The organism is Gimesia aquarii, from assembly GCF_007748195.1.
Lineage (GTDB): Bacteria > Planctomycetota > Planctomycetia > Planctomycetales > Planctomycetaceae > Gimesia > Gimesia aquarii.
Genome location: NZ_CP037920.1, coordinates 6,352,443 through 6,371,071 on the forward strand (window position 1 = coordinate 6,352,443; position 18,629 = coordinate 6,371,071).

15 protein-coding genes and 1 pseudogene are annotated in these 18,629 nt (G+C 46.0%); 6 read left to right on the forward strand and 10 right to left on the reverse strand.

Going from position 1 to position 18,629, the window contains the following annotated elements; genetic code table 11:
* Nucleotides 1–144: 144 nt before the first annotated feature.
* The gene (locus V144x_RS24280) at nucleotides 145–378 is read left to right on the forward strand and encodes a BON domain-containing protein (protein ID WP_144989109.1); all 234 of its coding nucleotides are present in this window, start codon (nucleotides 145–147) and stop codon (nucleotides 376–378) included.
* Between the two features lie 161 nt (nucleotides 379–539).
* On the opposite strand, the gene plsY is transcribed toward V144x_RS24280, so the two are convergent.
* Nucleotides 540–1,232, reverse strand: a complete 693-nt coding sequence (gene plsY, locus V144x_RS24285; RefSeq protein WP_144989111.1) for a glycerol-3-phosphate 1-O-acyltransferase PlsY — start codon at nucleotides 1,230–1,232, stop codon at nucleotides 540–542.
* Between the two features lie 333 nt (nucleotides 1,233–1,565).
* On the opposite strand from plsY, the pseudogene amrS reads away from it, so the two are divergent.
* The 3 genes and pseudogenes from amrS to V144x_RS24295 form a co-directional block, all read left to right on the forward strand.
* Nucleotides 1,566–2,633 (forward strand): annotated as a pseudogene (gene amrS / locus V144x_RS29070) (AmmeMemoRadiSam system radical SAM enzyme); the annotation flags it as partial.
* A 63-nt stretch (nucleotides 2,634–2,696) separates the two neighbouring features.
* Nucleotides 2,697–4,694: an AmmeMemoRadiSam system protein B gene (amrB, locus tag V144x_RS29075; protein ID WP_390620821.1), complete on the forward strand. Its 1,998-nt coding sequence runs from the start codon at nucleotides 2,697–2,699 to the stop codon at nucleotides 4,692–4,694.
* Nucleotides 4,695–4,841: 147 nt separating this feature from the next.
* The gene (locus tag V144x_RS24295) at nucleotides 4,842–6,755 is read left to right on the forward strand and encodes a redoxin domain-containing protein (RefSeq protein WP_144989115.1); all 1,914 of its coding nucleotides are present in this window, start codon (nucleotides 4,842–4,844) and stop codon (nucleotides 6,753–6,755) included.
* A 7-nt stretch (nucleotides 6,756–6,762) separates the two neighbouring features.
* Here V144x_RS24295 and V144x_RS24300 read toward each other — a convergent pair whose 3' ends face one another.
* Nucleotides 6,763–7,506, reverse strand: a complete 744-nt coding sequence (locus V144x_RS24300; protein WP_144989117.1) for a HisA/HisF-related TIM barrel protein — start codon at nucleotides 7,504–7,506, stop codon at nucleotides 6,763–6,765.
* Between the two features lie 181 nt (nucleotides 7,507–7,687).
* On the opposite strand from V144x_RS24300, the gene V144x_RS24305 reads away from it, so the two are divergent.
* Both V144x_RS24305 and V144x_RS24310 read left to right on the forward strand, forming a co-directional pair.
* Complete coding sequence (locus V144x_RS24305; protein WP_144989119.1) at nucleotides 7,688–8,167, forward strand: GNAT family N-acetyltransferase; 480 nt, start codon at nucleotides 7,688–7,690, stop codon at nucleotides 8,165–8,167.
* Between the two features lie 39 nt (nucleotides 8,168–8,206).
* Nucleotides 8,207–9,127, forward strand: coding sequence for a carbohydrate kinase family protein (locus tag V144x_RS24310; RefSeq protein WP_144989121.1), 921 nt, complete (start codon nucleotides 8,207–8,209; stop codon nucleotides 9,125–9,127).
* Here V144x_RS24310 and V144x_RS24315 read toward each other — a convergent pair.
* From V144x_RS24315 to V144x_RS24350, 8 genes are all read right to left on the reverse strand, one after another.
* Entirely contained in the window at nucleotides 9,096–9,968 is an 873-nt protein-coding gene (locus V144x_RS24315) for a fumarylacetoacetate hydrolase family protein (protein WP_144989123.1), read from the reverse strand. The genes V144x_RS24310 and V144x_RS24315 overlap by 32 nt on opposite strands.
* Nucleotides 9,969–9,970: 2 nt before the next feature.
* Complete coding sequence (locus V144x_RS24320) at nucleotides 9,971–10,999, reverse strand: RluA family pseudouridine synthase (protein ID WP_232102627.1); 1,029 nt, start codon at nucleotides 10,997–10,999, stop codon at nucleotides 9,971–9,973.
* The gene (locus V144x_RS24325; RefSeq protein ID WP_144989125.1) at nucleotides 10,996–11,931 is read right to left on the reverse strand and encodes a hypothetical protein; all 936 of its coding nucleotides are present in this window, start codon (nucleotides 11,929–11,931) and stop codon (nucleotides 10,996–10,998) included. Before V144x_RS24325 ends, V144x_RS24320 begins: the two co-directional genes overlap by 4 nt.
* Before the next feature lie 228 nt (nucleotides 11,932–12,159).
* Nucleotides 12,160–13,218: a DUF1559 family PulG-like putative transporter gene (locus tag V144x_RS24330; protein ID WP_144989127.1), complete on the reverse strand. Its 1,059-nt coding sequence runs from the start codon at nucleotides 13,216–13,218 to the stop codon at nucleotides 12,160–12,162.
* Between the two features lie 48 nt (nucleotides 13,219–13,266).
* Nucleotides 13,267–13,878 carry a pyridoxamine 5'-phosphate oxidase family protein gene (locus V144x_RS24335; RefSeq protein ID WP_144989129.1) on the reverse strand — a complete coding sequence of 204 codons (612 nt, stop codon included), beginning with the start codon at nucleotides 13,876–13,878 and terminating at the stop codon, nucleotides 13,267–13,269.
* A gap of 94 nt (nucleotides 13,879–13,972) precedes the next feature.
* A complete protein-coding gene (locus tag V144x_RS24340) occupies nucleotides 13,973–15,310 on the reverse strand; it encodes an MFS transporter (RefSeq protein WP_232102859.1) in 1,338 nt (445 codons plus the stop codon).
* A 229-nt stretch (nucleotides 15,311–15,539) separates the two neighbouring features.
* A complete protein-coding gene (locus V144x_RS24345) occupies nucleotides 15,540–17,108 on the reverse strand; it encodes a hypothetical protein (RefSeq protein WP_144989133.1) in 1,569 nt (522 codons plus the stop codon).
* Nucleotides 17,105–18,244 (reverse strand): hypothetical protein, encoded by a 1,140-nt coding sequence (locus tag V144x_RS24350; RefSeq protein WP_144989135.1) that lies wholly within the window; start codon nucleotides 18,242–18,244, stop codon nucleotides 17,105–17,107. Before V144x_RS24350 ends, V144x_RS24345 begins: the two co-directional genes overlap by 4 nt.
* Nucleotides 18,245–18,629: the final 385 nt, after the last annotated feature.

The following is an 18,629-nucleotide window of genomic DNA, read 5'->3' on the forward strand; positions in this document are numbered from 1 at the left end:
AACGATGTTAGTCGTTTGTTGATCAAGAGTCTACAACTTCAGATTTACCCGCCTTGAATACTACGACGAGTCAGATTGCTAACGCTGGCTGGAACACAAGTGATTGTCTGTCGGTACATTTACCAATTTCAAGGAGGATCGCTTATGACTGTAGAGACCTATGCCCAAAAGGCAAAGAAACTTTCTCAAAAGATTGAAAACACAATTGCCACACGAACCGGAAGTCAGGTCCAGGCATTAAAAGTGGATATTTTTGGGGAAATCGTTGTACTTTCTGGACGCACAGACTCTTTTTACCATAAGCAATTGGCAACCCATGCTGCTTTAAGTGAAATTGACCAGTACGCACTTACGAATAACATTCGAGTCGAATCTTAATTTGAATCACTCTTCCTGTACGAAGCAGGAATCTCGAAAGCAAAAACTTATTATTTAATTCATAGCCAGCGATTTGATCATGATGATCTCATCGGGCTGGCTTAAAAAAACAGAAACCGCACGAGATGCTCGTTCAGAATCCTGGATAAGGTTACGAAGCGTTATTCTGTTTGATCTGGTACATGATCAGACAGATTTGTTTCTGCCTGTTTTTGTTTGCCAAATTGAAATTTCTTTTCTTCACCCCGCATGATCCGCCCCAGATTGCTCCAGTGACGTACGATAATTAATACCGGAACGGCAATACTGAATGCAGCGAGACTCCATTTTTCTGATGAAAACGCAAGTGATCCCAGTTGAACGAATTGAGCAATTCCAAATGCGGTCGCAGCAATCAGTGAACTCAGAGCGACAATCCGCGAAATCAGAAAAGTCAAAATAAAAGCGGCCACAGCAATCAACGTAGACCAGGGCCCCAACACCAAGATCACCCCCAAACTGGTAGCCACTCCTTTTCCACCTCGAAAACCGAGCCAGACTGGAAACATATGACCGAGAATTGTGGCGACTCCGCTTAAGACACGTACGTGGTCAAAGTCGGAGGAATCTGTTGCCACAAAGAGTGATGGAATGAATAAAACGGGCAATAACCCCTTTAATGCATCCAACACGAGAACCAAAATTCCCCATTTGGCTCCCAGAGTCCGCGCCACATTTGTGGCACCGATATTGCCGCTACCCACTTTGCGAATATCCGTGTCTGTTACTAATTTCGCTACTAACAGACCGAAGGGTATGGAACCTGCCAGATAAGAGGTGAAAGCAATAAAAATCCAAAAATAGTCTGTAAACATCGCTTAGAGAATTTCGTATAATCTAATGTAAGCCATTCCAGTTGAGAAAACGACTTCGATGATACTCGACTGTGGCTGAAAAACACAGTAATCAGCTAAGATAGCAATGAAAGATTCAGTAGACTGAATCAATACAATGCATCACCGATTCTGAAACTCTATTTCTGCAAAGTTAGAATGTTTCGACTGACTGATGACCCTCACCATAGAGATGGGTTATCTTGATCTCTGAGGGCACAATGCCCTCTTTTTATCTCTGTTTTATGTTTTGCTTTAGCGATGACAGAAAAAAAACTTCCCGTTCTCCCAACGACTCAACCACAACATCCTGACATGGAAGAAGGGCTTTATCCTGCGCGCTGGTGGCATCAGACAGGTGAGAAAATTCTCTGTGATTTATGCCCCCGTGCTTGTTCGTTAGCGGAAGGCGATCGAGGCTTTTGTTTCGTCCGCCAGAATGTTGGTGGCCAGATGGCTTTGACCACCTATGGTCGTAGTACCGGGTTCTGTGTCGACCCGATCGAAAAAAAACCGCTGAATCATTTTTATCCTGGTTCAAGTGTACTTTCCTTTGGGACAGCTGGTTGCAATCTGGGTTGTAAGTTCTGCCAGAACTGGGACATTTCCAAATCGCGTGAAATCGAACGCCTGAGTGCCCGCGCTCTGCCAGAAGAAATTGCTGAGGTGGCGTCAGAATTGGGATGCCAGAGTGTCGCCTTCACGTATAACGACCCCATCATTTGGGCTGAATATGCAATTGAGACTTCCAAAGCCTGTCATGCTAAAGGTATCAAAACCGTTGCCGTGACAGCCGGCTATATCACGGAAACAGCCCGCGCGGATTTTTTTGAACATATTGATGCCGCCAACATCGATTTGAAAGCATTCACAGAAGAGTTTTACTATCGTATCACACTTTCTCATCTTCAACCGGTATTGGATACATTGCGCTGGCTTAAACAGGAAACTGATGTCTGGTTCGAAATCACCAATCTGGTCATTCCCCAGGCCAACGATGGTGACAACGAATTTCAACAGATGTGTGACTGGATTCTCAAGGAAATTGGCGATGACGTTCCCCTTCACTTTTCAGCCTTTCATCCCGATTTCCGCATGCTCGACCGAGGAGCGACTCCTCCTGAAACGCTGGTCCGCGCCAGAGAGATCGCGCTGAAAGCAGGCCTCAAATATGTCTATACCGGAAATGTGAATGATGTCACACGACAGAGTACCTATTGTCCAAACTGCCAACAAACTTTAATCGAACGCAACTGGTACCAGTTAGGAAAATATGCCATTAATCAAGGGTGTTGTGGTTATTGTGGTACTCAGATTGCCGGTCACTTTGACGACCAACCAGGGACCTGGGGACAAAAGCGGCTGCCCGTTAACATCCAAGAGGTTTTGAAAAAGAATTCCCACACTCACTCTCAAAAAGTGAATCTTCAGAAAGGTTCTTCTACGATGTCGGCTCCTAGATCGTCCCAGAATATTGAACTCACACCTGAGCACGAGCAGAAACTACTACAGAAAGCAACTTCCATTGTGGTGAGTACTGCCACGAACGGCAGGTCCGAAGAGATCTCCCTGGGTGAATTAGAACAGACAGTTGTCAACGGCGCCTTTGTGAGTTTAAAGCGACAAGGACAACTGCGTTCCTGTTGTGGAAATTTTGGACAACCAACGCCACTGGGACAGGCGTTGCAACAAGCGGCAGAACGCGCCGCCAAGGATGACCCCCGTTTTCCTCCGATTTCCGCGACTGAATTATCTCAACTTGATGTGGAAGTCTGGCTGTTATCCGAACTGGAAGAAGTGCAGGAACAAGGGTCAGACCGTATCGATGCGGTCACTGTTGGTCTGCATGGCTTGCAGATTCATGCGCAGGGACGCAGTGGTTTATTATTGCCTGGTGTTCCCATCGACCATGGATGGGAAGCTGAAGAATTTCTGAGTCAGACCTGTATTAAAGCAGGTCTCCCCCCTACCTCATGGAAAGAACAGGGAACCAGATTATTTCGGTATCAGGGAGTATCCTGCTCTGCAAAGTTAGCAGAAATTGCTTCAGAACCAGTCGAAACGACGACACAACAAATTCTAGGCCCTCGCGAATTTGCTCAATATCTTCAATACGTACAATCGACAATCGAAGCCTTGATGAAGGGCCAGGTCCCCTCCTACTACTGTGCCGCCGTTTCCGATGCGAATATTCAAGGAGTTGCACTGTTGATTACAAGAACAGATTCTGAAGAGGAACTCGTTTTATCGAAATGGACCCTAAAACAATCGTTTCCGATGCAATCAACGGTCTTCTCGCTCTGTCAACAGCTGGCCCAAATTGTGGCACAACAAAATCTGCGTGTGGGTGAATTTCAGGTCAAACTGGTTCTAGGCACAGATCCAGCAATGCATGGAAATATTGAAAAGGTGGATCTCTCGAATTTTGATTCAAAGAATCGTAGTCTGTTGCTGATACAAGGGCAGAAAACGGGCTGGTTCTTCGAACGCGAATTGGAAGCATTACTCACAGTAGCACAAGCACAGCAGGCGATGGGATTGATTCAACCAGAATCTGCTCAGGTCTTTAGCCTCGCGGTACAGACGGCTGCAACTCGTTTTCAAATCGTCAATCAGCCACGTGCAGAATTGGGTCCGGAGGTCAGGCCGCCCGGCGTCGCCGGTGCATTTTATCCAGCGGACCCTGGTACTGTCGAAGCGCAACTGGATGACTTGTTCGATGAAGCAGAATCGCCAGAACGTTGGGCGGCAGCAATGGTTCCGCACGCGGGTTGGATGTATTCCGGAAAAATCGCCGCCGATGTATTAAAACGAATTCAATTACCATCCACAATTATTGTAATTGGTCCGAAACATACCCGTGCAGGAGTCGAATGGGCGGTCGCCCCTCATCAGGTATGGGAATTGCCGAATGGAAATCTGAAATCAGACGCCGATCTGGCTAAAAAGCTGGTTGAAAAGATTCCCGGTCTGGAACTGGATGCAGCCGCTCATCAAAAAGAACACGCGATTGAGGTTGAATTACCGCTGATTAAACGACTGGCCCCCGACGCTCATGTTGTGGGAATCGCCATCGGTAGTGGTAACTTGAAACGCTGCGAACAATTTGCTGAGGGTTTAGCTGATGTCATTCAGGAATTAGAGGAACCACCTCTCTTATTGATTTCCAGCGATATGAACCACTTTGCAACGGATTCAGAAAACCGCAGATTAGATGAACTGGCCTTAGAGAAGATGGTCGCTCTCGATCCTGATGGACTACTCAAAATAGTGAATGAGCAACATATTTCTATGTGTGGAGTCCTGCCTGCGATGATCGTGATGAAAACATTGCAAAAAATGGGCAATTTAAACCAGATAGAGCAAGTTGGATATGCTACATCTGGCGATATTACAGGAGATCGATCCCGTGTCGTAGGTTATGCAGGCCTTTTGATAAACTAATTGACGACATTGTTGAACGTCAGATTCATTTCGTGGGATTCATGAAAATTGATGATGACCAATTCCTATGTTTTCTACTAAAATCCCGACTCTGTCAGTTTTTAGTTATTTAAAGTATGCGTGCCAGCGGAATCGGAGCCTTGTGATATGTCTATTGGTCGAATCTCATTTTTAACAGTCTTCGCACTTCTTATTTCAATTTCCGACTCGTTGTCGGCAGCAGATGCTCCCTCTGTGGAATTGGCGTTAACATTCAAGCCGATTCAGAAAGACGTCGAAATTGAAATCCCGGCAAAGTCGGATTATAGCCGTTGTAAGGTCGAAGTGGAGCAAGGCAAAAAGAGTTCGGGATGGGTCGTTTATGGTCCGAACGGGCAGATACTAAGACGTTTTGTTGATACAAACGGCGACAATGTTGTCGATCAATGGCGATATTATAATCGCGGCCTGGAAGTATACCGCGATATCGATTCGAACTTTAATAATAAAGTAGATAGCTCGCGCTGGATGAATCTGGCAGGAACTCGCTGGGGCATTGACAGTGATGAAAATGGCGAGATTGATGAATGGAAAATGATCTCTGCCGAAGAAGTGACCAGGGTCGCAGTGGCAGCTTTAGCAAAAAATGACGCGCGTGCATTCAAGACGCTGATGATCACTGATGAAGAGCTTGCCCAATCAGGAATTAAAAATCCTTTTTCAGATAAGATTCGTGAATCCGTGAAGGGGGCCAAACAAGGCCTTTCCACGATGCTTTCCAAAACCAAAATGATTACTCCTGATACGGTTTGGGTTCGCTTTGATGGTTCCATGCCCGGACTGGTCCCTGCCGACGATATTAAAACGGATAAAGATTTACATGTCTTTGAAAATGTAATGGCCATCGTGGATACCAAGGGAAAAAGTGGCTTGATTCAATTTGGCGAGCTGATCCGAGTCGGAAACAACTGGAGGCTGACTCAGGTTCCCCTGCCAATCGAAGGGGAATCGATGCAGGTCACCGAAGGGGGAGTCCTGATGCAACCTGTCGCCGGGAATGCTGCTCTGCCCACCAATACGACAGTCGGTCTTTCCAAAGAAATGCAATCCTTATTGGATCAACTACAGAAACTGGACCAAAACAGTCCCACACCAGACAAAGGTCCCAAAGCAATTGCAAAATACAACGCGGATCGAGTTGTGATCATTGAGAAGCTGATTGCCGCTGCCAAAAATGAGGACGAACGAGCACAATGGATCCGGCAGATGGTCGATGGATTAGCGGCAGCCGTCCAGACCGTTGGTTATCGAGATGGTTTAAAACAGTTACAGAAAATCAGAGACGAGCTACAGAAAAATTCACAGGACCAGGATCTGGTCGCTTATGTTACATACCGTACTTTGCTGGCTGATTACAGTTCGCAGTTGCAATCAACACAAAGTGACAAACTCCGCGATGTGCAAGGTTGGTGGCTGACTCAGTTAGAAAACTTTATCAAGAAGTATCCGAACTCGGATGATTCTGCAGAAGCCATGTTACAATTGGCTGTCACACAGGAATTCAGTGGGAAAGTCGCTGAATCTAAAAAGTGGTATACAAAACTGGTAGAAAATCATGGCAGTTCGGAGGCGGGTACACGGGGCGCAGGAGCACTGCGTCGAATGAACCTGGCTGGCAAAGAACTCGAATTAGCGGGAACCTCTCTGGCAGGCGGTAGCATTAATGCCAAGCAATATCGAGGCAAAGCGCTGCTGGTCATCTTCTGGTCGAGTTGGTGTAAACCATGCACAGAAGACCTGCCACAAATTCAAGAACTTTATAAAAAATACCACAGCCAGGGTTTTGATGTGTTGGGAATTAATCTTGATGCGACATCAGATCTGGCGGAAGCCTACATCAAACAGCACAAAATTACCTGGGCTCAGATTCATGAACAGGGTGGACTGGAAAGCGCTCCCGCGCGTGACTTTGGAGTCATCTCACTGCCAACAATGTTCCTGGTCGATAAATCTGGTAAGGTTGTTAACCGAAGTGCGACAGTATCTGATCTCAAAAAAGCACTCCCTGATTTACTGAAATAGGGATTCATTAAATCAGTGAAAGAACTGCTTCTCTGTCGATTCGACCATCGTGTAGCGCAGACGCAACCAGAACCGCATCCGCGTCAAGTTTGGCCTGCGCCATGAGATCGTTACAGTTTTGAATCCCACCACCGGTAATCAATCGCAATTCCGGGTAGCGACTGCGTAATATGTAGCAGAGCTCTTCTGTTCCCGTCCCCTTCCCCGTGCCAACTTGTGCCAGATCCAACAAGATCATCTGCTGAATTCCCTGACTGAGACTCAACTCTGCGATTTTCAACGGATCTTTGATCAATGCATATTCGTTATGAGGCACATCGCTAACAAGGGGCTGTCCCTGTTTGAGATCGAGACTAAAGACAGTCTGCTGCGAACCCCACTGCTCGACCAATTGTCCCAACTCTTGAGGCCCGGCCAATGTTTCCAAACCAGCCACAACCGAAATTCCCGGTAGAGAAGTGAGCGGTTGGCTATCAGCGGCATATCGCAGGCCACAGTCCAGTAGAAATGTGAATTCGTGATCAAGTAAATTCTGATAAAGATCCAAATTGAGTTTACCATGAACGATTGCATCTAGGTCAGCAACATAGAACTCTGAGATTTGAAATTCATCTCGTAAGGCGCGAGCGATATCAAGGGGCTGATTGGACTCTGTCAAACGACTTTGAATCGGCTGATAAGTATCACGTTGGCCGGCAACCCCGCGAACAACCTTTTGATTGAGAATGTCTAGGACAGGCAGAATTTTCATTGATCGATTTTCAGTTTAAACTCAAATTTAAATTATGTGTGCGTGCAGAAATAAAAGCGACTTTGACTGTCTTTGGAACGAGTGACTCCCTTATTTCTAATTCACTGACTAAAATAACAGTTTCAGAACAGAATTTTGATCTCACACACAGAGATTTTCTTGATTCAAGCATAAAGACAAGCTGATGAAATTATTCGAAGCAGATCTGACAAACGCACAACATGCCAATGCGGTCGTTTTTTTGTTAAACAGTTATGCCAGTAGTCCTGAAGGAGGCGGCAAACCACTACCCGACGAGGTACAGGAAAATCTTGCCAACGCATTGCAAAAACGGCCTGAAGCGGTCGTGGTATTAGCATTTGAAGACGAAGAGCCTGTCGGACTGGTAATTTGCATGGAAGGTTTTTCAACATTCTCGTGTAAACCACTCATGAATATTCATGATGTTTTTGTGGCAGCGACATTTCGTGGACAAGGTGTATCAAGACGACTATTTGAACGAGTCGAAGACATTGCCAAAGCGCGGGGATGCTGTAAACTGACTTTAGAAGTTTTAGAAGGAAATCAGGTTGCTCAAGCCGCTTATTCGAAATTCGGATTCTCTGGCTACGAACTCGACCCTCAAATGGGAAGGGCACTGTTCTGGGAAAAGAAGCTATAAAGTAAGACCTGGTATTACTCGAAATTAAGAGTCGATTTTATGAAGCATGATGTTGTCGGGGTGGGTACCGTTGTCGTCGATCACCTGGTTCTTTTATCTCAACATCCCGAGCAGGATGCCAAAACAAATATTATCAGCGACGCCTATCAGATAGGTGGTCCTGTACCAACGGCACAGGTTCTGTTATCACGCTTCGGAAAAGCGTGTGCCTTCATAGGCAGTTGGGGCGATGATCAATATGGCCCCCTCATCGAGCGAAATCTGGCTGCGGAAAATCTCAATTTGGAAGCCAGTCGGATGTTAGCAGGAACCCGCTCAGGTTATGCGCAAGTCTGGATTGACGAACAGGCGGGAACACGCACGATTGCCTGCTATCGCCCCCAGTCCTGTCTACAACCAGATGAGCTGGATCTAAAGCTCATCCAACAGGCCAGAGCAATCCATCTGGATGGTTGGCCAGAAGAAACCTGCTTCGCTGCTGCGAAGGTAGCAAGGCAGGCAGGCGTCAAAGTTTGTCTGGATGCAGGTTCTTTAAAACCGGGTATGGAACAGTTGATTCCTTATTTGAACGTTATGAATTGCCCTCGTCGGTTTTTGACTGAGTATCTGCAAACCGATGATATTCACACAGGGGGGAAAGCGCTCCTCGAACAGGGACCAGAACTAGTCACGATTACCGATGGTACTCAAGGTGCGTGGCTCTTCACAAAAGAAGTGTGCTTACACTGTGCAGCACTGCCTGTTCTCTCACTCGATACAACCGGTGCGGGAGATGTATTCTCCGGTGCTTTGATCTATGGCATCTTGGAAGCGTGGCCCTTGGATCGTACCTTGAAGTTTGCCTGTATCACTGCGGCACTCAAATGCGAGCGGCTGGGAAATCGAGATGCACTACCCAAGCTAGCCGAAATTGAAGCCGTTTTGCAAACTAGGGACTTGCCTCTTTCACGATGGGATTGATGAGGGTTCCAATCCCGTTGATTTCGATAGAAACAATGTCACGGTCTTCAAGAGTGAATTCATCTGGGGGTACAATCCCGGTACCAGTTAATAAAATCGCACCTAGAGGAAACTCATTTTCTTTGCCTAGCCATTCAATTAAATCTTCAAGTCCACGCGCCATTTCCTCAATGGAAGTAGTACCCTGAAACACTTCTTCCCCACCGCGTTCAATGACGAGTGTGATTTTGGTTTCCTCGCGTGGTAGAGGCTCCTCATGCAACAGGATACACGGACCAAGTCCGCAACACTGCTTGTAGAGTTTTGCCTGGGGAAGATAAAGCGGGTTTTCTCCCTCGATATCTCTGGCAGACATGTCGTTGCCGATGGTATAGCCCACTAACTTTAAATCGGGTGAGACTACCAAAGCTAACTCGGGTTCTGGTACGGACCATTGGCTATCATAACGCACACGCACCGGTTGATTCGGTCCGCAGACGCGGCTGGGGGTCGCTTTGAAAAAGAGTTCGGGGCGATCTGCTGTGTAAACCTGATCGTAGTGTGAAGCAGCAGCTTCCGATTCTTCCATTCGTGCTACCTGACTGCGTTTATACGTCACCCCGGCGGCCCAGACTTCCTGATGATCAAGGGGCGCCAGAAATTCCAGTTGGTTAAGTGGTACTGGAGGTAGCTCGGTGTCGATCAGAAAATTTGCGAGTCCTGCGGGATCAGGAGCATACAAAATATCCGATAGTCGATGACAGTTTTCTACCTGAGTGAGATCCAGAAGTCGAACCTGATTCTCTTCCACGATGGCAACGTGCCGTTCTCCGCTTGACAATAAAACTTTAGCGAGTTTCATCTTCATTCGTCCTTCTGGTATTGGTCTAACGCAGCGAGTGTAAGTTCCATGTCTTCAGGTAATGGTGCCTCAAACGTCATTGGTTTTCCACTCTGTGGGTGGTTAAATTCCAAACAAAATGCATGCAGCGCCTGGCGGCTGATTAACAAATCGTTTTCGCCTGCTTCTGCATCTACTTCAGCATGGACATTCAGATCATTGATTTTTAAAGCAGTGCGACCTCCATAAACACGGTCAGCAACGATTGAGTGACCGATATGCTGCATATGAACTCGCAACTGATGAGTGCGCCCCGTACGTGGTTTAAGCCGGACATAAGAAAACGCTTTATAACGCCTGATGGTTTCATAATACGTAAACGCATCACGGGCATTACCACCTTCGTCACAAACAATCATTTTTTCCCGGTGACGTGGATGCACACATATAAAGGTTTCGATGAAATCGCTGTCAAATTCGAGGCGCCCCCAGACGATTGCCCGGTATTCCTTCTGTACTTCGCGTTTCTCAAATTGCGTACTCAATCGTGCATGTACCTGATTATCTTTCGCGACCACCAGCAAACCACTGGTATTCCGATCCAGCCGATGGACAATTCCCGGACGAAACTGACCGGCAACATCACTTAATTGATCGAAATGGTGTTGCAGTGCTCCCGCCAACGTCCCTGCATAATTCCCTTTTCCCGGATGCACAATCATATCAGACGGTTTATTGATGACGGCAATCGCTTCATCTTCATAGACGATGTCGAGAGGAATATCTTCCGGCGGCAACTGATTATCGGGCATTTCCGGCAAGCGGATCGAAACACGATCATTGACGCGCATCCGCCGTGCCGCTTTCACAGGTAAGCCATTGACGAGAACGGCCTCCTGTTTGATAGCTTTCTGAAATAAGACACGCGTGTAATTCGGATACAGGCGACTTAGATAATGGTCTATCCGCCAACCATGAGCGCGTGCCTCAACTGTAATTTCAATCGGCTCACTCGAGAGTTCGGGAGGTGACGAAATTTCGTCAGACATCATGGTTTCTTTTCAGTCGCTGGTTCCGACTTCGGCTTCTCTTGTGAAGGCTCTGCAGGTTTGTCAGTGTCCTTAGGAGTAGCCGGTTTGTCAGCAGACTCAGGTTTTTCTTTCGCAGGCGTCGTTGAGTCCGGTGATTTTTTATCATCCGATTCTGAAGTCAGAGGCTCAGGCAGCCCGGGAATATTCAGAGGAGGTAGCTTCGGCAATCCGGAAGAATCCTTCTTGGCATTCCCGCCACTTCCGGGATTCGTACCAGGCATCGGCAAATTAAAACCGGGTCTCTGTCGATCTCCGGGTTTGGGATCTTGTGCATGAAACCATTTATAAAATTTCTGAGTATTCTCATTCTCTAACACGGCTACTTTTTCACCTTTAACCGGCTTGACGCGTTGCTCAGCCAATTTTCGGAAGATGGAATCAGGAAATTCCTGGATTAATTTTTTATAAAGTTCGGTTGCATTTTTGAGGTCACCGTCCGACGTAGATTCCTCTGTCCTGGCCAGTCCAAAGAGCGCCCTTTCACGAATGGCGGGTATTGTGGAAGACGAGTCCAACAGTTGCTGAAATTGCTCTTTCGCATCTTCCAACTCTCGGTTACCAGCCTTGCGATCCGTAAACATATTTCGAATCCCGGATTGCAGGTCACCTTCAGCCGCATTAACCAGAGCCCATTCTGCAACTTCCGTTCCTGCAAATTCATCGACCACATTTTTATAATCTGCCGTTGTCGCACAGGCGGCTAAACGGGTCCAACCTTCTGCATTTTGGGAAGTCGCGCTGGCAGACCAGGCAAAGTATCCGATGACCAACACGAGAACAGCACCCACAGCCACGGCGATTTTCATTCCATACTTTTCCATAAATGGCTCTGCCTGAGCCATTAATTTACCGAGGTCGTTCGTTTGCAGTTCGTGTCTATGTTCGCTCTTCATGAGAGTCTCTCGCAGTTAATATGAAATCGTTCAAAACTTATTCGCTCACAACGAGATAAATAAGTCCAAGCGCGAGTATATTGCCCCTGTATTTATGCGTCAAGCTGATCCCCCGGCTGGGACATGGATCAGTGTAAAGAAATTCAGATTTTCGATTCGAAAACAAGAAATCAAGCAAAAACGGCCAGAAAACACACCAAACACAAACTCACATACAAAAGATAAGGATTATTCCAGTTGCCCCTGTATCGTTTCCAGCGTTTTAACATTCGCTTGAAATTGTTCAGGTGTTGCTGCTTTGGACAGAGTTGTTGACCCTAATGCTTTTGGAATGTCTGTGGTAGAATCGATCTGTAATAATAAATCAGGATGACTAAACTCTAACGATCTAGTGTTCTTTCTTTCTTCTTCAGTTAGTTCATATTTTTCATATGCAAAAACACGTATCACTAATGCTGCACCTGATTCGTTTCGTAGCACATTCGTAAAACACATTGATTTACTTTGAGGATTTGTCTGCAAATTAATGCTACTCCAATGATACAGACCTGTTTGAAAGATTTTTGAGGGCGCTTCAATTTGTTCCTTTGTCGCGACAGGTGGCGCCTCCGCAAAACGCTTCAATATTTCGGAAGATGTTTTGTTTGAAAAAAAAGAAACACTGCCATCAGCAAATAGTAAATGTCCTCCACTCCAGGGAAGACATCCATAACTGTTAGGACCATCGCAGAGTTTGGCACCTAGTGCACGCCAGTTAAAAGGATAGCTCCAGGGCTGATAGTTTCCTGCCACTTCACCCGACATCCAAGTATGTGCGGCTCCATTCTGCATTTGATCAAATTGAATAAAACTATTCTGGTAGAACAAATTAAGATTCCCCAGATAATGTGTTAATCCATAACCAGTCGCTGTATAATGATCTACCACACTTGGATTCAGGAAATAAGAACGTGTGCTTTCAAAGATGCTGACATTAATAGGGCTCTCCCAAGACTCATTTAAATCAATAGCGTTATAGTCAGGGCTAGCATCTATAAACGGCATGATCATCGTAAGCCAGCCATTCATGGCGATGTTGTCTGACCGAATGATCCCCCCTGGTGGTAAGCACCGATATGCATCGTTGTAATTCTGGAGTGCCAATCCGATTTGCTTCAAGTTATATTTAGAAATCGTCCTACGTGCATCTTCTCTAGTTTGCTGAATAGCCGGCATGACTAAGGCGAACACCAAAAGTAAAATGCACAAGATGATTCCAACAGTAATCCAGCGTTGCCATGCCATCATCAAAACTCCTCTCGCTGAATCTGTTGAGCAATCAAATCGATCTTATCTTCAAGCATATTTCCAATGGCCTTCCCATTTGTCGGTCCACAGAAATTGTGCGGCGAGATGGCCGTTGCGTCTTAGTTGTAGCCAGTCAAGATGTTCGATTCGGCATACGACTACTGCAAAATTTTCATATCCCAGTTGAGCTTCTTCGTCGTTCGGCAATCTGTCGAAGAGATAATCGGGAAGGTTAGGAACGGCACTTTCCGCTTTCGTTCCTGGTGCGGAAATTGTAATATATCCACGACGATGCTCAGGGCTGCTCTCACGCCAATGTTGTTCGGAGCAGGCATCATTAGTATGAATTGAAGCGACGCCTCTTAACCGGATTTGCACGCGCGTCACCGAGTCGTATGCCATCCACTCGACCCGGGGAGATGCTTTGATCTCGTTCACCTTGTCAGACCTTTGATCGGTATAACAGGTCAGTTCCCGCGCTTCTGTCTGTACGTCACGCAGAACCACTGAGCGAACCCGTGGCCGATCTTCTGACAGGGTTGCTAAATTACCCAGCCGCCAGGGATGTGTCTCGCTCTCTGCGGCCTCTTTTAGTTGTCGCCAGGACTCATCTAAAATTGTGTTGACATTTGTGGGATTAAACTGGAATTCTCTGCTCATTGCGACTCAGTACTTGATTTCAATGGGACTAGTTATTTAACTCTATATTCATTCTGTTCGATCTCAGCCGACGGTCAAGCAAAAGTTTAAAACTTCAGGGACTCTCGTGTGCTAATGCTTCATCCTTAGGGTGATAGAATAATGCGATGGGAAGAATCACGAGTGCCAGTGCCAGAAAGACCTGGCTCATCGGCCAGTGAAACAGGTTGCAAATGACCGTAAAAATTTGGAAGAACAACGCGGAAATGACAATGCCGATCCAGTTGATTAAATTCATCGCACCGATCATCCGCCCTTTTTGTGACTTGGGTGGTCTGGTCTGTAATTCGACCTGAAGTGGAACCACAAAGAGACCGGCGAAAAAACCCATCAATGTGAGAACCGAGCGTGCGGCCCATTCAAGCGCACTTTCGGGAATAAACGAATTCCAGAGCGAGGAATCAGTCTCTTTCAGGCGTTCCAAGCTCTCAGCAGGCCACCACCAGCCAAAGCTGAACATGGCAAGTAAGGTAATCACAATGCCCCATGCCCCCACAGTAACCAATGTAAAATTGACTCGCTTCCGTGAAATGCGTCCTGCTAAAATGCAGCCGAACGAGATACCAACTCCCATGCAAGCCGCCATTAAACTGGTGCGGCTTTCACTTAAATGCAGTTGTCCGATCCCGAAGATATTTACCAAGGGCTGAATAATTCCCCCTACAAACCAGAACACTGAAGAGACGAGCAGCACATTTAATAACTGCCGATCTTTCAGTAGCAAGGATCTCGTTTCAGAATCAATTCCCATCGTCGACCAGCGAAACGAGAGCCCCGGTTGTGCAATGGGTGTCTTTCGTACCCACAAGGAAGCTATCGTCCCGATCACGGCAATCGCAATACAAAAGTAGCTGGTTTTCCAGAGCTCTCCCGGGAAGGCCTGTTTAACAAAGCCGGCTGATGCCATTCCAAAAATGATCGCGACAAAGGTCGTCATTTGAATCACACCGTTTGCTTGTGGTAAATCATCATCGCGGAGCATTTCGGGTAGAATGCCATACTTTGCTGGTCCGAAGATAGCACTTTGAGTGCTTAATAATCCCAGTACCACAAGCAATGGTAATAAGTGACCTGTAAAAAATGCCGCCATCGCCAATAAGGCGATGACAATTTCGGCCACTTTACAGCCAATGATAATGTTACGTTTGCTGTTTCGATCAGAGAACCAACCCGCCAGCCCGGAGAAAAACACAAACGGTAGCGCAAATACGGCTAAAGCAATTGGTTGTTTATCATTCGTCTGTTCCAGCAAAACCTGTTGCGCACAAACTAACAATACGAGTTGTTTATAGAGATTATCATTGAACGCACCCCAGAATTGTGTGACCGTCATACCCCAGAATGAGGAATCATGATAGAGAGGAGGGAGTTCTTTTTTCGGAGTCAATTCCATTTCCGTCACTGCGGTACAATCCTTGTAGAGGGGTCATCGATTCGGCCTTAATTCCGATCAGAAATTTCTCTCATGCAGTTCTAGAAGTTCAATTCCACAGACGCCTCATGAGCAGATAAACCATAGTAACTGACTGCCATTCTTACAATGTTGATTGCGTCAATCCTCTGATTATGAACCGAAGTTCATTTAAAAGCACTGAATGTAAGACGTTTGAGTAACCATTCCTTTATTCAGTAGGTTTTGCCGCCTCTTTATTTGATTCCTGAGGTACCCGCGCGTTCTTGATTCGAATGACTTTGAACTCCTGCGCACGCTTTTTGCGCGCTAATGCAATGATTAAGTCCTGGTTTCCTGTTTCACCGTAAATCCATAATTCGTTGATTTCTCCTCCGGAAATACTACGGCTGATTTGATTCGGCGCGCCTAAAACCTTTTTTATCTGGTTACGATTCATGCCAATGGTCACCGTCCCGTTTCGAATTGCCTTTCGAATCGGGTCATTTCGAAATTCCATGACTTCTTTCGGATTCAGCCATTTCTTCCCTTGTAACATAAAACCAAGACGGCCGAGCAAAGTCGCTGCTTCTGAAGACTTGGGATTGAGTTCCCACGCTTCCAACAGTACTTTGGTTGCCCCCGCCTTGTCATTGGTCAGATCAATCATATCGCGGGCCAGACGAACGCGCCCGTCTGCATCGCTGACATCCAGTTTTTTCCGACGAGAATCAATCCAATTTGTCAGGGTTTGTTCTGCTTTGACTTTATTTTTGCGTCTCAGAAATTCCTGTGAGAGATCAAGCACATATTGGCGCGGCAATTCGTCAACTCGATTAAAGTCAAACTCGAGTTGCTCATTTTGATATTGGGTCACCAGATCAGTGCGTTCCGGTAATTGTTTTGCAATTTGTTCTGCGACCTCGAAACCATTGCTACCCCCTGACTCCAGATTCTTCAGGATGCCTTCTAAAATCAACTGGGAATAGAACCAACGAATCAGTCGCAGTCGTGTATGTTGATCAGCTTGCTGAAAAACTTCAACTTGATTTTTTAGATACTGATTCCGCTCTTTAGGAACATCTTTTTTTTGTGGGGTTTTAGCTGTAGGAAAATATTTCAGAATAGAAGTGAGCAACGGTTTTAAATCTGAGTCTTTCTGCTTACTCAGGTTTTGCCTCTCAAGCACGAATGCTTCATGCCTGAAGGCATCATACAAAAGCGGATCGAGTTGATATTGTTGTGCACGATCAGCCAACTTCAGCAGTGACTCTGGTTGTTTGACCAAAAGTTGACGGTACTCGGTATTGATTCCCATTTTATAAGCAGAGAGTGCTTTTTGCGTCAGTTCCTTATCATCATAAAAAGTTGCTCGCTGTTTGGCCCAGTCAGCCAGGGAATACCATTCTCGTGGCCTTGAGCGGTCAATTTTTGTTTCCTCGACCACAAAATATTCCATGTCAGATGGTATTTTTTTCAGCGACTCGACGTTAAATAACAAACGTCCATTTTCTCGCGCCAATTCTCCCGTGACTTCTACATTTTTAAAGCTTGTATCCAACTTGGGAATGCTACCGACAAAATGAAAGGGGATGGGACAATTTCGGAAACGAAGCGATATTGAACTGAATGTAGAGAGACGCCCTTCTAATGTTTGGGTGACACCAATCAGCTTTTTCCATTGTTCGCGCTGACTGACAAAGTGTTGGATACTCCGATCAGCAGCAAAAACCACGCTCTGACAAAGCATCAACACCATGAATGAAAATAGCCATTTGCAGTGGCGATTCTGTTTTTTCATTTCGACATCCCCAAATATTGGGTTTGTTGATTGAGAATTCCTTCAATTTGATCCCGGTTATGGAACTCATCAAACTCAATTCCAAGCTGTTCATACAGGTTTAGATGTGACCATAGAAAAGCAGTCTTACCATTGAGCAGAATAATTCCAGTACCAGGCTGCTCGGCATCCTGATGGAAACTATCGATTTGAGCAGCAAAGATAAGCGGCTGCCCAGGATGCTGTTTGAGATATTCGCTGAAACTCGGTGCAGTCAGTTCAAGATTAAGCTGATATTCGTCGAGAATGATTGGTAAATTGAGACGAAAGCGAGGAGGTTCCGCTTCACTTTCGACCGCAACGGGAGTCAAAGTCGTCTCAAAGATCATCCATGTATCTGCATAACGGACATCGAAGAGAGCGGCCCAGCTATCGACATCACTTTGTTTGATCTGGGAAGCAGCTTCCTCGGCAATTTCAAACACAGGTGAAACAGCTTGAGAAGTAATCGATTGCAGTTCGCGGGATGTTTGACGAATTTCGTTGGCACGTTGATCAGTGCGCCCTAAAATTTCGAGTGCTTCGAACGCTTCCAGGTAAGCTGAATTCGCGGCTATTAAGTCACCCTGTTTTAAAAACGTTTCGCCAGCCTCTGTTGCAGTTTTCAATGTATCAGTTGCCCGCTCTAAATTGCGGCTATGTATGATCCCGTATCCAGTGAGGCCAATGATCAATACGATGCCTGACAGAACAGCTCTAAAGGGGGTAATCAGTCTGGAGCTTGGAGTAGGTAGCTCAAACGGCGAAAGTTTCGGACTGGCAGCGACTTCAGGTCGTACATCCTGTTGTTTTCGGGACGCTTGCTTCTGCTTTCTTTTTTCTCTCAGTTGCGTCACAAAAGATGTGTTCAGAAAGTATTCTGAAACCTGTTTTTGTGTAGGTAGTTGCTTCTTCTTTTTTTTGGCTTTCGGCGCGGGATAGCTGTTCCGAGGAAGAATGAAATAGATCTCATCACATTGTTGGCAGGCGTGACGATAAGGAGTTTTTCGCCGATAACCTGAAAGCCCCACTCCACAGACACACACAATCTCGTACGGCTCGGGAACGTCCTCCATTTGACGTTTTTGTTTCGACGGAATTTTCAGCCAGCGAGCCATAAAATCAGTACCGTTTTCGAGCCAAGTCAGCTTGAGATTGAGAGTAAATCGACCAGATGATTGAACAAAAAGTGACCTTTTACATTATAGGCATCCCGGCCGCTGATGTCATTGAGCTCTCCTTTCTGGAGGGTTTCCATGAGCATTTTTGTCTGAATTTGACTCAAAACGAGTAAAAACAACAGACTTTTAATCATTACAACCATTATTTCCCTGATCAATAACCAAAACTTTTTTTTTAAGACAAAACCCTCCACACCTGCAAGACCAATAGTTTGACCAGTGGTACTTTCAAAGCTATATGCAGGTAGGAAATAGAATGTTGATTTCCGTAATCATCAAGTTTGAAAACACATTGTTTTGAACCACAACAGACATTTTACTA

What these genes read in the sequence shown, in the direction of transcription:
- V144x_RS24325 (WP_144989125.1), bottom strand. Translation starts at nt 11,931, where the DNA reads ATGAAGAGCGAACATAGACACGAACTGCAAACGAACGACCTCGGTAAA.
- V144x_RS24295 (WP_144989115.1), top strand. Translation starts at nt 4,842, where the DNA reads ATGTCTATTGGTCGAATCTCATTTTTAACAGTCTTCGCACTTCTTATT.
- plsY (WP_144989111.1), bottom strand. Translation starts at nt 1,232, where the DNA reads ATGTTTACAGACTATTTTTGGATTTTTATTGCTTTCACCTCTTATCTG.
- V144x_RS24335 (WP_144989129.1), bottom strand. Translation starts at nt 13,878, where the DNA reads ATGAGCAGAGAATTCCAGTTTAATCCCACAAATGTCAACACAATTTTA.
- V144x_RS24330 (WP_144989127.1), bottom strand. Translation starts at nt 13,218, where the DNA reads ATGATGGCATGGCAACGCTGGATTACTGTTGGAATCATCTTGTGCATT.
- V144x_RS24340 (WP_232102859.1), bottom strand. Translation starts at nt 15,310, where the DNA reads ATGGAATTGACTCCGAAAAAAGAACTCCCTCCTCTCTATCATGATTCC.
- V144x_RS24300 (WP_144989117.1), bottom strand. Translation starts at nt 7,506, where the DNA reads ATGAAAATTCTGCCTGTCCTAGACATTCTCAATCAAAAGGTTGTTCGC.
- V144x_RS24280 (WP_144989109.1), top strand. Translation starts at nt 145, where the DNA reads ATGACTGTAGAGACCTATGCCCAAAAGGCAAAGAAACTTTCTCAAAAG.
- V144x_RS24345 (WP_144989133.1), bottom strand. Translation starts at nt 17,108, where the DNA reads ATGAAAAAACAGAATCGCCACTGCAAATGGCTATTTTCATTCATGGTG.
- V144x_RS24320 (WP_232102627.1), bottom strand. Translation starts at nt 10,999, where the DNA reads ATGATGTCTGACGAAATTTCGTCACCTCCCGAACTCTCGAGTGAGCCG.
- V144x_RS24315 (WP_144989123.1), bottom strand. Translation starts at nt 9,968, where the DNA reads ATGAAACTCGCTAAAGTTTTATTGTCAAGCGGAGAACGGCACGTTGCC.
- V144x_RS24310 (WP_144989121.1), top strand. Translation starts at nt 8,207, where the DNA reads ATGAAGCATGATGTTGTCGGGGTGGGTACCGTTGTCGTCGATCACCTG.
- V144x_RS24350 (WP_144989135.1), bottom strand. Translation starts at nt 18,244, where the DNA reads ATGGCTCGCTGGCTGAAAATTCCGTCGAAACAAAAACGTCAAATGGAG.
- amrB (WP_390620821.1), top strand. Translation starts at nt 2,697, where the DNA reads ATGTCGGCTCCTAGATCGTCCCAGAATATTGAACTCACACCTGAGCAC.